This is a genomic window from Variovorax sp. J22G73 (genome assembly GCF_030317035.1).
Taxonomy (GTDB): domain Bacteria; phylum Pseudomonadota; class Gammaproteobacteria; order Burkholderiales; family Burkholderiaceae_C; genus Variovorax.
The window spans coordinates 526,431-541,122 of the sequence record NZ_JASZYK010000001.1; the positions used below are offsets into that span (position 1 = coordinate 526,431).

The 14,692-nt window shown below is 70.4% G+C and carries 15 protein-coding genes; 2 read left to right on the forward strand and 13 right to left on the reverse strand.

What is annotated here, in order from left to right; all coding sequences use genetic code 11:
* Window positions 1-44 precede the first annotated feature (44 nt).
* Both QTI51_RS02355 and QTI51_RS02360 read right to left on the reverse strand, forming a co-directional pair.
* Complete coding sequence (locus tag QTI51_RS02355; protein ID WP_116908334.1) at window positions 45-1,286, reverse strand: CynX/NimT family MFS transporter; 1,242 nt, start codon at window positions 1,284-1,286, stop codon at window positions 45-47.
* Window positions 1,283-1,975, reverse strand: coding sequence for a FadR/GntR family transcriptional regulator (locus tag QTI51_RS02360; protein ID WP_116908333.1), 693 nt, complete (start codon window positions 1,973-1,975; stop codon window positions 1,283-1,285). The genes QTI51_RS02355 and QTI51_RS02360 overlap by 4 nt, the downstream gene beginning before the upstream one ends.
* Before the next feature lie 334 nt (window positions 1,976-2,309).
* Between QTI51_RS02360 and QTI51_RS02365 the strand changes: the two genes are divergently transcribed.
* The gene (locus QTI51_RS02365; RefSeq protein ID WP_116908332.1) at window positions 2,310-3,203 is read left to right on the forward strand and encodes a LysR family transcriptional regulator; all 894 of its coding nucleotides are present in this window, start codon (window positions 2,310-2,312) and stop codon (window positions 3,201-3,203) included.
* A 33-nt stretch (window positions 3,204-3,236) separates the two neighbouring features.
* On the opposite strand, the gene QTI51_RS02370 is transcribed toward QTI51_RS02365, so the two are convergent.
* Complete coding sequence (locus QTI51_RS02370) at window positions 3,237-4,733, reverse strand: TPM domain-containing protein (protein ID WP_116908331.1); 1,497 nt, start codon at window positions 4,731-4,733, stop codon at window positions 3,237-3,239.
* A 44-nt stretch (window positions 4,734-4,777) separates the two neighbouring features.
* Complete coding sequence (gene pbpC / locus QTI51_RS02375) at window positions 4,778-7,117, reverse strand: penicillin-binding protein 1C (protein ID WP_116908330.1); 2,340 nt, start codon at window positions 7,115-7,117, stop codon at window positions 4,778-4,780.
* A 277-nt stretch (window positions 7,118-7,394) separates the two neighbouring features.
* Between pbpC and QTI51_RS02380 the strand changes: the two genes are divergently transcribed.
* Window positions 7,395-7,601, forward strand: a complete 207-nt coding sequence (locus QTI51_RS02380; protein ID WP_116908329.1) for a hypothetical protein — start codon at window positions 7,395-7,397, stop codon at window positions 7,599-7,601.
* 174 nt (window positions 7,602-7,775) lie between these two features.
* On the opposite strand, the gene QTI51_RS02385 is transcribed toward QTI51_RS02380, so the two are convergent.
* The 9 genes from QTI51_RS02385 to QTI51_RS02425 all read right to left on the reverse strand — a co-directional run bounded on the left by QTI51_RS02385 (window position 7,776) and on the right by QTI51_RS02425 (window position 14,612).
* Window positions 7,776-8,405 carry a LysE family translocator gene (locus tag QTI51_RS02385; RefSeq protein ID WP_116908328.1) on the reverse strand — a complete coding sequence of 210 codons (630 nt, stop codon included), beginning with the start codon at window positions 8,403-8,405 and terminating at the stop codon, window positions 7,776-7,778.
* A gap of 25 nt (window positions 8,406-8,430) precedes the next feature.
* Complete coding sequence (locus QTI51_RS02390) at window positions 8,431-8,835, reverse strand: GFA family protein (RefSeq protein WP_116908327.1); 405 nt, start codon at window positions 8,833-8,835, stop codon at window positions 8,431-8,433.
* A gap of 131 nt (window positions 8,836-8,966) precedes the next feature.
* Window positions 8,967-9,242, reverse strand: a complete 276-nt coding sequence (locus tag QTI51_RS02395) for a DUF2277 domain-containing protein (RefSeq protein WP_116908326.1) — start codon at window positions 9,240-9,242, stop codon at window positions 8,967-8,969.
* Between the two features lie 53 nt (window positions 9,243-9,295).
* Window positions 9,296-9,787, reverse strand: a complete 492-nt coding sequence (locus QTI51_RS02400) for a GNAT family N-acetyltransferase (RefSeq protein WP_116908325.1) — start codon at window positions 9,785-9,787, stop codon at window positions 9,296-9,298.
* Entirely contained in the window at window positions 9,784-10,392 is a 609-nt protein-coding gene (locus tag QTI51_RS02405) for a GNAT family N-acetyltransferase (RefSeq protein WP_116908324.1), read from the reverse strand. The genes QTI51_RS02400 and QTI51_RS02405 overlap by 4 nt, the downstream gene beginning before the upstream one ends.
* Before the next feature lie 63 nt (window positions 10,393-10,455).
* The gene (locus QTI51_RS02410) at window positions 10,456-11,808 is read right to left on the reverse strand and encodes an amidase (protein WP_116908323.1); all 1,353 of its coding nucleotides are present in this window, start codon (window positions 11,806-11,808) and stop codon (window positions 10,456-10,458) included.
* Window positions 11,808-12,530, reverse strand: a complete 723-nt coding sequence (locus tag QTI51_RS02415) for a DUF2848 domain-containing protein (RefSeq protein ID WP_207786647.1) — start codon at window positions 12,528-12,530, stop codon at window positions 11,808-11,810. The genes QTI51_RS02410 and QTI51_RS02415 overlap by 1 nt, the downstream gene beginning before the upstream one ends.
* Window positions 12,531-12,535: 5 nt before the next feature.
* Window positions 12,536-13,885 carry an MFS transporter gene (locus QTI51_RS02420; protein WP_207786646.1) on the reverse strand — a complete coding sequence of 450 codons (1,350 nt, stop codon included), beginning with the start codon at window positions 13,883-13,885 and terminating at the stop codon, window positions 12,536-12,538.
* A 37-nt stretch (window positions 13,886-13,922) separates the two neighbouring features.
* Window positions 13,923-14,612, reverse strand: a complete 690-nt coding sequence (locus QTI51_RS02425) for a DUF4286 family protein (RefSeq protein WP_116908322.1) — start codon at window positions 14,610-14,612, stop codon at window positions 13,923-13,925.
* Window positions 14,613-14,692: the final 80 nt, after the last annotated feature.

Below are 14,692 nucleotides of genomic sequence, written 5' to 3' on the forward strand. Positions count from 1 at the left end.
AAACCGTACCCCGGCTCACCGCCGGAAAAAAACCAGGCCCCGGCTCACCGCCGGGGCACGGTCGTCGTGCCCACATGCATCGTGCGGCCCGCGCCCAGCCCGGCGACGACCAGCGCGATGCCCAGCCCGATGAACAGCCACGACGAAGCTTTGAAGCTCCCCGTCCAGCCGTGCAGCAGCCCGGCCAGCAGCGGGCCGAAGGCCGCCACCATGTAGCCCACGCCTTGCGCCATGCCCGAGAGGTGGGCGGCCACGTGCGAGTCGGGCGAGCGCAGCACGATCATCGTCAGCGCCAGCGCGAAGGTGCCGCCCTGTGCAATGCCCAGCAGCACGGCCCAGGCCCACACACCGCCCAGCGGCGCGAACAGCATCGCCAGCATGGCGGCCACCGTCATCGCGGCCAGCACCACCGCCAGCCCGCGCTGGTTGCGCAGCTTGACGGCCACCGCCGGCACCACCAGGCAGGTGACCACCTGCGTCATGACCGACAGCGACACCACGTAGCCCGCGGTCTCGCTGCCCAGCCCGCGCTCTCGCAGGATGGGCGCGAGCCAGCCCATCACGATGTAGGCGAGGGCGGACTGCAGCCCCATGAAGAAGGTGACCTGCCAGGCCAGCCTGTCGCGCCACAGCCCGCGCACGGTGAAGCCCGATTCGCTGGCCACCGGCTTGCGCGGCAGCGCCTGCGGCGCCCAGACGAGCGTGACCAGCGCGGCGGGCAGCGCCCACATGGCCAGCGCCGTGGTCCAGCCGCCGGCGAGCGCGTGCTCGATGGGCACCGTGAGCCCGGCGGCGCTGGCGGCGCCGCCGCACACGGCCATGGTGTACAGGCCCATCATCAGCGCGGCCTGCTTCGCGAAGTCGCGCTTCACCAGGCCCGACAGCAGCACGTTCGACACCGCGATGCCGCTGCCCGCGATGGCGGAGGCCAGGAACAACAGCGGAATGTTGCCGGTGCCACGCAGCAGCGTGCCCAGCAATATCAGCACCATGCAGCCCAGCAGCGTGCGCTCGGTGCCGAAGCGCCGGCCCAGGCCCGGCGCCAGCGGCGCGAACACGCCCAGGCACACGATGGGCAGCGTGGTCAGCAGGCTGGCCGCGGTGGCCGAGAGGCCGGTGGCCTGGATGATCTCGGGCAGCACCACCGAGAGGCTGGCGAACACCGGACGCAGGTTGAAGGCGATGAGCACCACGCTGGCCCCCAGCAGGATGCGGCGCGCAAGGCTTTGTGGGCCAGCGTGTGCGGCGGCGCTGGAAGTGCCGGATGCAAGGGTGGCCGAATTCATGACGGCGTGCCCAGCGACAACGCGTTGATCATCGGCGCCATGAAGTCGCGCACCGCCGCGGCGGCCACGTCGGGGTCGCGGCTGGCAATGCCTTCGACGATGGCGCGGTGCGCGGCCTCGTCGGGCTCGGGCAGCACCGTGCCCATGGTGCTGGCGATGGTTTCCTTGATGTAGCCGGTGATGAAGCGGCAGGTTTCGGCCAGCGCGAGGTTGCCCGACACGTCGACGATGGCCAGGTGAAAGGCCAGGTCGCGCTCGATGAACGCCGCGCCGCCATCGCCGCCTTCACCGGCATCGGGCACGCCGCGCTTGTCGAGCAGGGTGTGCAGCCGGCGCAGGTCGCGCGCGGTGTGGCGCACGGCGGCCAGCCGGGCGGCCTCGACCTCGAGCGCGCGGCGCACCTCGAACTGGTCGCGCAGGCTGGCCAGGCGCATCTTCTGCAGACTGGAAGAGGGGTCGAAGCCCGAGCGCACATAGGTGCCCGAGCCCTGGCGCACTTCGAGCAGGCCGCGCGACACCAGCGTTTTCACCGCCTCGCGCACCGTGCCGCGGCTCACGCCCAGCAACTGCGCGAGCTGCGGCTCGATGGGAATGCGCGAGCCCACGGCCCAGCGTCCGGCGGAGATCTCGGCCCGGATGCTGTCGGCGGCGGTGTCCGCCAAGGAGGTACGAGGAGCTTGGGCAAGCATCTGGGAGGGCCTGGTCATTCAATGATTGGACGAATTCTGCCGCCATTCAGAAGCCCGGACCAGGGGTGCGGTTGGCTGCCCGTGGTTTGGCTGCGCATCGGTGATACAGAAGGCGCGACAGAAGTGAAGAGCCTTGTTCGCACGATTGCGCAAGTCGGTTTCAAAGATAAGTGATGAAAAAGTGAACTTCTTCCGAAATACGAAAAACGTTCACTAATTGTTACTAATTATTGCCTCATTCAATGAAAATGAAACCAAAGGTCACTGATCGACGTGCAATTTGCCCGTCCGTCAACCCCCATCGCGCAAAAAACGGAGCCCCGCAGAACTTGAAATGAAGGACTTTTCTTTGTCGGACGTGCGGCTGTTCACCAAGGCCGCCCAGCTTGGCGGACTGACGCCGGCGGCCGATGTGTTGAACGTGCCCAAGGCCTCCGCGTCGCGCCAGCTGCAGCGGCTGGAAGCCACGGTGGGCCACCAGCTGCTGCACCGCGGCGCGGCCCGCTTCGCGCTCACCGACGAGGGGCGCGAGTTTCTGGTGGCGGCCCAGCATGTGCTCACGATCCTGGACGACGTGATGCTCAACCTGTCTTCCGGCGGCAACGCCGTCAGCGGCCGGCTGCGCATCGCCGTGCCGCACTACTACGGGCGGGCGCTGCTCACGAGCCACCTGTCGGGCTTCATGAGCGCCTGCCCGCAGCTCGACGTGGTGGTCGAGACCGGCAAGGACCGCGTCGACCTGTTCCGCGACGAGACCGACGTGGCCATCCGCCGCGGCCGCGAAGGCTGCGACGACCTGGTGGCGCGCCACCTGAAGAACGAGCCGCTGATGCTGTGCGCCGCGCCGGCCTACCTGGCGCCGCACGCGCCGCTCGACAGCCTGGCCGACCTGGCGCCGCACACCTTCCTCACGGCGGATGCCGAGGGCCGCAAGCGCGAGATCCACCTGGCCACCACCGAGAAGACGCACCGCGTGCGCGTGGACAGCGTGTGCCAGTCGGACGACCTGGAGCTCATCCTTCAGCTCACGCTGTCGGGCCGCGGCATCGCGCTGCTGCCCGCGTCGCTGGCCATGCCGCAGGTCGAGGCCGGCCTGCTGGTACCGGTGCTGCCGGCGCTTGCGCTCAAGCCGCAGGAGATCAACCTGGTCTACCTGCCCGCGCGGCGCAATTCGCCCAAGATCAAGACCTTCGTCGACTACATGCTGGGCGTGTTCAGGGCGTCCTGAGGGCGTCCTGAAATCGCGGCGCCGGCTTCGGCCCTACCAGCTTCCGGACGCGCCGCCGCCGCTGCTGGAGCCCCCGCCGCTGTCGGAGGATGAAGACGACGAAGACGAACTGCTGCTGCTCGACGAGCTGCTCCACCCGCTGTCGTCGCTGTCGCCGCCGCCGCTTTCCATGCTGTCCCAGGGAATAAAGGCGAACAGCAGCGACACGAAGGCGGCGATCACCACCGGCAGCCAGTCGAGGCCGGGCACCGGGCCGGGCTCGCTGACGTGGAACACGTAGCCGACCACGCCCAGCACGATCAGCAGGCGCACCGTGAAACCCGGCAGGCCCCGATGCCACGCCCGGCGCATGCACAGCACGATGACCGTCGCGAACAGCGCGACGCCGCCGATGCCCAGCGCCCACAGAAAGCCCCACCAGAAGCGCTCCGCGCCGAGCGTGAACGCCAGCGCGACCAGCCCCGCGACAACCAGCACGATGCCGCCCAGGATGTAGCGCATCGTGGGCGACCGGCCGCAGCCGTAGCCCAGGCCGTAGAAGAACGCGCCCGGCATGGCCAGGCCCAGCACCATGACCGGGTTCGCCAGCGCCACCGCGCCGCCGACCAGGCCGGCGCCCGCCAGGCCGAGCGCCACGCGCCAGTCGGGCTTGCGCGGGGGCGCGCCGGGTGACTGAGCGGACTGGCCGGACTGACCGGGCGGGGGCGTGATGGCCGCGACCGCGTCGCTCCAGGGTTCGGGCCCGCGGCGGACCTTGCCCTTGCCCGCGAGCTTGCCGACGCCCTTGTTCTTGCGCGGCTTCTGCTGCGCCGCCGCGCGGCCGCGTGCATTGGCGGACACGCCGCGCCCATACCAGGCGCCCACGGCCAGGCTCCACGACAGCACGCCGAACAGCGCCCAGCCCTCGGGCGTGACATGGCTGCCCAGCGAGACCGGTTCGGGCGTGGTCTCGACCACGGCGTCGGAGGGCTGGTTGCCCGGGTCGATGGGCGGCACGAGCAGGGCGGGCGGGTCGATCAGCTGCGACAGCGCCTGCACCGCCGCCTGGATGCCGCCCGCGAAGTCGCCGCCACGAAAGCGTGGCGTCATCTCGCGGTCGATGATGCGGGCCGCCTGGATGTCGGTGACCGTGCCCTCCAGCCCCGTGCCCACCTCGATGCGCATCTTGCGGTCCTTCAGCGCCACCAGCAGCAGCAGGCCGTCGTCCGCGTCCGCCCGCCCGAGCTTCCATTGCGCGAACACGCGCGTGGCGTACTGCTCGATGCTGTCGCTGCCGGTGGTGGGAACGATGAGCACCGCGAGCTGGGCGCGCGTGGCCTCCTGCAGCGTGGCGATGTCGCCGCGCAGCGCCTCGGCCTCGTCCGCCTTCAAGGTGCCGGTGAGGTCGACCACGCGCGACTTCATGGCGGGCACGGCCACCTGTTTCGCCTGCGCCGCAAGCGCGGGGAGTGCGCTCCACGTGAGCATTGCAAGGCACAGCCACACCAGCGCCAGTGCCAGCGCCTTGGCCGGCCATCGACGAGCATTCATTCGGGTCTCCCTCCCGCTGGGTTGTCCAGCTGTCTGTCTTGTTTTCAGCGTTTCGCGCTCTTCGTCACCACGCCCGCGCCGCGCACCTCGATGCGCCGCTGGTCGACCACCTTGCCGGCGCCGTCCACCAGTTCGATCACGTGCCGGCCCGGCCACGGCAGCCACTGCGCCCTGTTGCCGCGCGCGAAGAACTTGCCGTCGATGCGCCACTGCACGCCGCGCCCTTCGGACTCGAAGCGCACGCGCTGGCGCAGCGGCGGAATGTCGGGGTCGACCGCGATGATGGTGCCGTCCGACGGCGAGGTGATGCGCGCGAAGTTGGCGTCGTTCGCCATGCCGGTGTCCAGCGCGAACAGCGGCTGCTCGGTGCCCTGCAGAAACCATTCGCTGCGCGCGGCCTCCAGCGGGCTGCCGTCGGGGCCGGCGCCGAACTCGACGCGCGCCTCCACCAGCCCCGGCGGCGGCGCGGGCGCGCGGCTGGGTTCGCGCGCGTGCAGGAAGCGCATCACCTCGGCCCAGACCGGCGCGGCGCCGCTGGTGCCGCTCACGTCCCACATCGACTCGCCGCTGGCGTTGCCCACCCACACGCCCACCGTGTAGCGCTGCGACCAGCCGACGGCCCAGTTGTCGCGCATGTCCTTGCTGGTGCCGGTCTTCACGGCCGTCCAGAAGCGGGTCGAGAGGATGCTGTCGAGCCCGAAGGTGCGCGTGCGCGCGTTCGGGTCGGAGAGGATGTCGCCGACGATGAAGGCGGCGCGCGGGTCCATGAGGGGCGCGGCGCCGGGGGTGGCGGTGGCGGTGGCCTTCGCCGTTTTCGCGGCTGGGGCCGCCTTCGCCTTGTCGGCCGTCGTGGCCGGCCGCGCCGTCATCGTCGTGGTGCCGTAGCGCCCGCCGTTGGCCAGCATGCGGTAGGCGTTGGTGAGCGACAGCAGCGACACCTCGGCGCTGCCCAGGGCCAGGCTGTAGCCGTAGTAGTCGCCGCTTTCGCGCAGCGGCAGGCCCGCGGCGCGCAGCTCGCGCGCGAACGACTCGGGCGACACCATCACCAGCGTGCGCACCGCCGGCACGTTGAGCGAGGCCGCCAGCGCCGTGCGCGCCGACACCGGCCCCTTGAAGCGCCGGTCGTAGTTCTGCGGAATGTAGAGGCCGCTGGCGGTGCTGATCTGCGCCGACGAGTCCTCGATGAGCGAGGCCGCGGTGATGCGCCGCTCGGCAATCGCCTGGCCGTAGAGCAGCGGCTTGAGCGTGGAGCCGGGCTGGCGCAGCGCGGTGACGCCGTCGACTTCCGCCGCCTGGCTCAGCGGGCCCGAGGAGCCGACCCAGGCGAGCACCTCGCCGGTGGCGTTGTCGAGCACCACCAGCGCGCCGTCTTCCACGTGGCGCTCGCGCAGTTCGCGCAGGTGGCGGTGCAGCGTGTCGAGCGCGAAGCGCTGCAGCGGCGCGCGCAGCGTGGTGCGCACGCCCGCGTCCTTCCCGTTGTCTTTCTCCCTCCCCCCCTGGGGGAGGGCAGGGGTGGGGGCTGCCCCCGCACCCGCATCGCCAGTCGCACTGGCACTTGCATTCGCATCCCTGATCTCCCGCAGCACCCGCCGCGCCGCATGCGGCGCGATGCCTTCGTTCGCATCGAAGGCGCGCCGCTGCACGGCCGCGCTGGTGAACATGTCCAGCGCCTCGCAGTCGACCTTCTGCTGCGGCTCCATGGCGCGCAGCACCTCGCAGGCGCGTTGCGCCACCACCGCCGGCTTGGCGTTGGGCGCGCGCACCAGCGCCGAGGCCACCGCCGCCTCGCGTGCGTCGAGCCCGCTGGGCGCCTTGCCGAACAGCGTGCGCGAGAGCGCGTCGATGCCCACGATCTCGCCGCGAAAGGGCACCGTGTTCAGGTAGGCCTCGAGGATCTGGTCCTTGCGCCAGTTGCGCTCCAGCTGCGCCGCGGCCACCGTCTGGCCGATCTTCTGCGTGAAGCTGCGTCCGCCTGAATTGCGCCGCAGGTCTTCGTCGACCAGGCCGGCCAGCTGCATGGTGATGGTCGAGGCGCCGCGCGTGCGCGTGTTCCACAGGTTGCCCCACGCCGCGGCCGACACGGCGCGCCAGTCGATGCCGCTGTGTTCGAAGAAGCGCCGGTCCTCGCTCAGCACCATCGCCGTGCGCAGCGCGGGCGACACGTCGGCCAGCGCCGTCCACTGGCCGCGTCGCACCGTGGGGTCGGTGCGCACGCGCTGCAGCAGTTCGCCGTTGCGGTCGAGCACGGCGGTGTCGGAGGAGCGAAAGTCGCGCTTCACGTCCTCGAAGCTCGTGAAGGCCCAGGCCGGATGCGCGCAGGCCGCGGCCAGCAGCGCCGTGGCCAGGGTCTTGCGGGGAAAGGAAATGAAGAGCGCGAACTGCATCGAGAGGATCGGCAAGAGGCTTCGTATCCGGAAGTGTGAGGCGGTGACATTCTCCGCGATGCACCACGGGAAGCGCGCCTACTCGCAGACGGGCCGGGGACCGCCCCTGCGAGCGAAAACAGCACGCCAAAGTTCACAACGTGCTCCACATCCGGTAACCAACTTCACGCAAGCGCTTCCATTCGGAAACCCGTTGCGTACCGGCGTGGCCTTCAATGCAGTACCGGTTCGCAGGAGGCGATTCACCGGTTAGACAACCACTCCAAGGAGAACTCACATGACGAAGACATTGGCACTCTTGCTGGCCGCCTCGGCCATCCTTGCAGGCTGCGTGGTGGCCCCCTACGACCGCCCGCCACCGCCGCGCGCCGGCTACGGCGACCGGGACCGCGACGGCGTGCCGAACCGCTATGACCGCGACCGCGACAACGACGGCGTGCCCAACCGCTACGACCGCAGCCCCAACAACCCGAACCGCAACTGAGTGAACGGTTGAGCACGCCGCGCCGGCGTGCGAATGCAGTCAGGCACGCCGCGCCGGCGTGCGAATGCAGTCAGGCGCGCCGAACCGGCGCGCGAATGCAAAAGGCCGCGAAGCCATGTGCTTCGCGGCCTTTTGCTTTTGTTGCCGGTAATTGCGGATACCGGCGGCGCGAACTCAGCCCGGCCGGCGCGCCATCAGCGCCCACACCCCGGCCGCGGTCAGCAGCGAGCCGCCCGCCAGGTTGAAACGCTTCTGCGCGCGCGGCGATGCCAGCAGCCTGCGCGCCGAGCCCGCGAACACCGCGTACAGCGTGGCGTTGGTGGCAGCCAGCACCACGAAGGTCACTGCCAGCACCCACAGCTGGCGCGTGACGTCGGCCGCGGGGCTGATGAACTGCGGCAGGAAGGCGACGAAGAACACGATGCCCTTCGGGTTCAGCGCCGTCACCAGGTAGGTGTTGGCGAACAGGCGCAGCCGCGACACCGGCGCGGCGGGCTTGGCGACCTCGTCGGTCGGCGACACGCCCGCGCGCAGCAGCTTGATGCCCAGGTAGATCAGGTACAGCCCGCCCACCCACTTCACCACCGTGAACCAGAAGGCCGAGGTGGCCAGCAGCGCGCCCAGCCCCAGCAGCGAGACCACCAGCGCGGTCGAGTCGCCCAGCGCCACCGCGGCCACCAGCGGCACGTTGGCGCGGCGGCCGTGCGACATCGAATAGCTGATGACCGTGAGGATGGTCGGTCCGGGAATGACCAGCATCACGGCGGAGGCTGCGACGAAGGCGAGCCAGAGTTCGAAGGGCATGGCGGTTGTGCTCCTGGTTTGTCGTTCAAAGATGCCGGGTCTCGGCCGGTGGAAGGTGCCAGCTGTTGTTGCGCCCGTCAACATAGGTGATGGGGGAGTTGATGAGCTCCTCGGGCTCGGCGTCGTCCAGGCAGGTGACGTTCACCCCGTAGATCGCGCCGCCGTCCTCGGGCTTGTTGCCCAGCCCGAACGACCGCACGCCGCAGTGCTTGCAGAAGAAGTGCTTGTTCTGACGCGTGTGAAAGAGGTATTCGGTCAGCTCTTGCTGTCCGGCCAGCAGCCGGAACGCATCGGGCTCCACGGCCGCGGGCCAGAAGCGGGTCTTGGTGCAGATGGAGCAGTTGCAGCGCAGCGTGCCCAGGCTCAGGTCGATGTCGGCTTCGAAACGAACGGCGCCGCAGTGGCAGCCGCCGGTATAGGTCTTTTTCATAACGCTTGCGTGCTCGGCAATGTGCGCGATGTGGCGCTGCGAAGCACCATAGCAAAGGCTTGGGTCGGGCGCTTGCGCTGGGTCTTTGGGGGCCCGTCGTGACCGCTCCCCGAACAGCAACCTGAAAAACCTCAACCCGCAGAACCGAACCGCACCGCACTGCGAGCCTTCGCGCGCTCCGCTTCGATCTCCCGGTCGCGCGGCTCAGCCGTCGTCACCAGCGATTCGAGAAGTCGCGCCGCCGTGGCGCTCACCTCGTCGATCGCGCGTTCGAATGCTTCTTCGTTGGCGCGCGACGGCACGCTGAAGCCGCTGAGCTTTCGAACGAACTGCAGGGCCGCCGCGCGAATTTCCTGCTCGGTGGCCGGGGGCTCGAAGTTGTAGAGGGTCTTGATGCTGCGGCACATGGGCGCTCTCCGTTCGACAAGGGGCGCAGCACGCGAAGGCTGCGCCGCCCAGTCTAGCGAAGCAGGGCCATGGCGTGGGCATCGTGGTAGATGCCGCCGACCAGCGACGCCCGGCGCTGCAGGCCCTCGTGCACGAAACCGAAGCGCTCGTACAGCGCCTTGGCGTTCAGGTTGTCGGCACGCACGCTGAGCTCGATGCGCGTCAGCCCGCGCGCCCATGACTTGTCGATGGCCGCCTGCAGCAGCTGCGCGCCCAGCCCGCGGTGCCGCGCCTCGGGCAGCAGCGCGATGCCCAGCAGGCCGATGTGCGCGCGCGAATGGCCGAACACCGGCGACACGTCGCACCAGCCGACCACCTTCTCGCCATCGAGCGCGACGAAGTGCGGAAAACCGCTGTCGATCACGCCGCGGTAGAACGCCAGCGATTTTTCCAGCGGCGGCGCCTGCATCAGCGCCAGGAACCGGTGCTCGCGCGCCACCACGTCGAGCGCGCGGTGCAGGCTTTCGAAATGGGCCTCGGTGGTGGCGACGACCGCGCAGCTCATGCGCTGCGCTCCGTCGCGGCGAGCAGCCGCGCCTCGAGTTGTGCCTTCACCTGCGGCCACTCGTCGTCGATGATGCTGAAGCGCACCGAGTTGCGCTTGCGCCCGTCCGGCATGATCCGCTCGTGCCGCACGATGCCCTCCTGCTTCGCGCCCAGCCGCAGGATGGCGGCGCGCGACTTCGCGTTGATCTCGTCGGTGGTGAGCTGCACGCGCACGCACTGCATCGCTTCGAAGGCGTGGCGCAGCATCAGGTACTTGGCTTCGGTGTTCACGAAGGTCTTCTGCCACCAGGCCGCGATCCAGGTGCTGCCGATTTCCAGCTTGCGGTTGATGCGGTCGATTTTCCAGAAGCGCGTGGAACCGATGACCCGGCCCGTGTCGGGCAGCACCGTGGCAAAGGGCATCACGGTGCCCGCCGCCTGGCCCGCGAGGGCGTTGCCGATCCAGGCGTCGACGGTGTCGGCCGAGGGCACGACGGTGAACGGCAGGTTCCAGAGCGCGCCGTCGGCGGCGGCTTCGACCAGAGCCGCCGCGTCGGACGCCAGCAGCGGGCGCAGGAGCAGCCTGGCGCTGGAGAGTGAAGGTTGCGGTTCGGTGAGAGACATGAACCGGAAGATAGCCGATGACGGCATGGCGCCGTCACCGGATACCCCCGGCTCCATCTCGCTTCAGGCGGGCCGCACCACCCGTTCCGCGGCCAGCGCCACCGCGGCCAGGCGCGCGTCGTCGCCGCGCACCGAAGACAGCATCAGCCCCACCGGCAGTTCGCCCGGCGCATGGCACGGCAGGCTGAAGGCGCAGCCGTCGAGCAGGTTGATGGCGAAGGTGTTGCGCAGCAGCAGGCCGTTGGTCTTGAAAAAGGCGGCGTCCTCCGCCAGCGCCGCGATGGGCGGCGCGACGATGGGCACGGTCGGGCACACGAGCGCGTCGAAGCCTTCGATGGCGCGCTCCATGCGCCCGATCCAGTCGCGCCGGCGGTCCTGCATGGCGATGTAGTCGGCGGCGCGCACCTCGGTGCCCAGCGCGATGCGCGCGGCCACGCGCGAGTCAAAACCGTCGCGCTTCGTGGCGAAGCGCTCGCGGTGCACGCCCGAGGCCTCGACCGGCGAGAAGCCGCCCGGTGCGTTGACGGTCGCGATCTCGGCGAGCTCGGCCAGCGCGATGTCCACGATGTTCGCGCCCGCGGCCGACAGCGCCTGCAGCGCGCGCTCGAAGGCCTGCGCCACCGCGGGCTCGATGTCGTCGAACATCAGCGTGCGCGGCACGGCCAGCCGCATGCCCTGCAGCGGGCGGCGGCGCACGGCAAGCGGCGTGTCGGCAATGGCGGCGTCGGCGGCCAGGCAGTCTTCCACGATGCGCGCCATGGCGCACACCGTGTCCAGCGAGCGGGCCAGCTCGAAGGCGCCGGTGCGCGGCACGCGCGACTGCGTGCTCTTGAAGCCGACCAGCCCGCACAGCGCGGCCGGAATGCGGATGGAGCCGCCCGTGTCCGAGCCCAGCCCCGCCACCGCGAGGCCCAGCGCCACCGACACCGCCGCGCCGGACGACGAGCCGCCCGGAATGCGCGGCGTGACGGCGTCCGCCGGGTTGGCCGGCGTGCCGTAGTGCGGGTTGATGCCCACGCCCGAGAACGCGAACTCGGTCATGTTGGTCTTGCCGACGATGGCCGCGCCCTGCGTGCGCAGCCGCGCCACGGCCACCGCGTCGTGTGCGGCCGGCGGCTCGCCGGCGCACACGGCGGAGCCCGCCATGGTGGTCTCGCCGGCCACGTCGTACAGGTCCTTGACCGTCACGGGCAGGCCGGCGAGCGGCCCGAGCTCGATGCCGGCCTTGCGGGCCGCGTCGGCATGGCGCGCCGCGGCGCGGGCGCCGTCGGCGTACAGGCGCGTGAACACGTGCGCCGCCGCGGGCTGCGCCGCGGCCTCGAGCACCTGGTCGACCAGGGCTTCGTGCGACAGCTCGCCGCGGGCGATGCGCGCGCGCAGGGCGGCGATGGTGGCGATGGTGAAGTCGGTCCTCATCACGCCACCACCGGCAGTGCCTGCACCGCGTAGCGATGCACGATGCGCCGCTGCAGCCGGGGGTCGTGCAGTTCGATTTCCATCTGCGCCGCCGGGCGAATGCCTTCGCCCTTGGCATTGGGCAGTGCGCCCAGCGTGCCGCAGGTCATGAACAGGCCCTCGGGGACGGCGTCCACGCCGGGCATGCCGTCGCGCAAGGCGGCCAGCGGGCGGATCGAGGCGAGCGTGCCGCGCTGGTAGTCGACCCAGCGGCCATCCTCCAGGATGCGCGAGTGCAGCTCGATGCCGTCCTGGTGCGCCTGCACGTCGGCCCAGCGCCAGGCGGTCTCGGCCACGGGCTTGGCGCACATCTGCTTGGAGACGGCCACCGAGTAGCTCTCGACCTGCCGGTCGGTGTGGTCCGAGGCCACGCTCAGCCACCACTCGCCCTGCGAGAAGAAGAACACCGGCTCGGCCTCGCCGGAGCTCTGCTCGCCCAGCGCCTCGATGTCGGGCGACTGCGTGAGCAGCTGCGCGGCCACGCGGTAGTACAGCGGCACGCTCGAAGGGCGCGGCACGCCGATGGCCGCCAGCTCCTCGATGTGGTGCTCGATGGCCGCGGTGTCGCGGCCGGTCCAGCCCGCCACCACCAGCGCGCGCGGCGCGAAGCTGTGCACGGCGGTGGAGCGCGTGCCGCTGGCGGAAACGCTCTCGCAGGCGAAGCTCAGTCGTTGGGTGCTCATTTTTTTCAGATCTCCAGCGGACGCTTGGCGGTCTCGCGTGCCACGGCCAGGGCAACCAGCGTCAGGCCCAGCGCACCCACCACGTACAGCGACACGGCGGTGGTGCTGCCCCACGACTTGAACAGGCTCGCGATGATCAGCGGCGCAAAGCCGCCGCCCAGGATGCCGGCCAGCGTGTAGGCCAGCGAGGCGCCCGCGTAGCGCACGCGTCCGGGGAACTGCTCGGTCACGAAGGCGGCCTGGGGGCCGTACATCATGGCGTGGATCAGCAGGCCGACCACCACCGCCGCGCAGATGGCGACCGGGTGCGCGCTGTCCATCAGCACGAAGAACACGAAGGCCCACACCATGCCCAGCAGCGCGCCGGCCATGTAGACCGGGCGGCGGCCGATGCGGTCCGACAGCCCGCCGAACCACGGCACCGCAATCGCGTTGCAGGCCGCGCCGATCATCGTGGCGGTGAGCGCCAGCGGACGCGACAGGTGCAGCACCGTGGTCACGTAGGTCAGCGTGAACACCACCACCAGCGCGTACAGCACGTCGGAGCCGATGCGCGAGCCGCCGGCCACCAGCAGGCTGCGCCAGTGCTGGGTGAACACTTCCTTGATCGGCGTCTTGGCGGTGGCCTTCTTCTGTTCCATCTCGAGGAACACGGGCGTCTCGTCCACGCCGCGGCGCAGCCACAGGCCGAACAGCACCAGCGCGACGCTGGAGATCAGCGGCAGCCGCCAGCCCCAGGCCTGGAATTCCTCCGGACTCAGCCAGGCCGACACGATGGCGATGAAGCCGGTGCCAATCAGCGTGCCGCACGACGGTCCCACCTGCGTGAACGAGGCGTTGCGCCCGCGCTCGTCGGGCTTGCCGTGTTCCATCGACAGCAGCACCGCGCCGGCCCATTCGCCGCCGAGCGCCACGCCCTGCACGAAGCGCAGCGCCACCAGCGCCACCGGCGCCCAGATGCCCCAGGTGGCATAGGTGGGCAGCAGGCCCATCAGGCCGGTGGAGATGCCCATGATGACCAGCGTGGCCACCAGCACGAAGCGCCGGCCCAGCCGGTCGCCCAGGTGGCCGAACACCACGCCGCCCAGCGGGCGCGAGATGTAGCCGACCGCGTAGGTCGAGAAGGCCAGGATGGTGCCGGTCAGCGGGTCGAACGAGGGGAAGAACACCGCGTTGAAGACCAGCGCGGCCATGATGTTGTAGACGGTGAAGTCGTACCACTCGAGCGTGGTGCCGATGGAGCTGGCCATGGCCAAGCGGCCCATCCTGGGCGCGGCGGCTGCACCAGGCGCACCGGCGGCACCGGCGGCACCGGTCGCGGCGGCCGGCGTGGCGGGAAGAACATGTTCGGTCATCGGAGTACCTTGGTTCGGTGAAGACATGGGGGTCGGGTCAGCGCAGCTCGGCCGCGCTCAGCTTCCAGCCGAGCGCGAGCAGCCAGCCGGTGGCGGGGTCGGTGTCGAAGGCGGCGGCGGCCGAGGCACGCGCGGTGCGCGCCGCGGCGACGTGGCTGGTTTCGACGACCAGCATCGGCTGCAGCACGCGGCCTTCGGTGGATTCGCGCGGCAGCGGCGTGCTCAGCGCGGTGTCGGGCACGAGCAGGTACGACTGCACGAAGCCTGCCTGCTCGGCCAGCGCGCGGCCCACGCGCGTGGCGTGGGCGGCCAGCGCCTCGGTGTCCGCCGCGGCGGCCAGGGGCAGCACGACCGCATGGCTGCCGCTGCCGAAGCCGGTCACGGCGCGCACGGCGCACACGCGGCGAATCGGCTGGCGCATGCGATCGAGGTTGGCGACGGACCACGGCGTCTGCTTCTCGAACGCGGCGCGGTAGCCCGGCGAGCCGAACACGGCCAGCGATTCGGTGCGGTACAGCCCGAGGTATTTGCGACCGCCTTCGAGCGACGAATACCGTGCGCCCGACAGGAAGCCGGGAATGCGCACGCGCTCTTCCACGTGCTCGCGGTCGTACCAGCGGTTGAAGTCGGCATCGTCGGCGGCGTCGACGTCGGAGGCGACGAACAGCAGGCCGTTCACGGCCGCGGCGTCGGTGTCAGGAAGGGCGGAAGAAGCGGGAGTGGTCATGGCGGCGGAGGGGCGGGCGGGCCTTCGAAATTTGAAGGCGCGATCTTCCGTCGCAGGGTGCCGCTGTCACAAACGAGTTT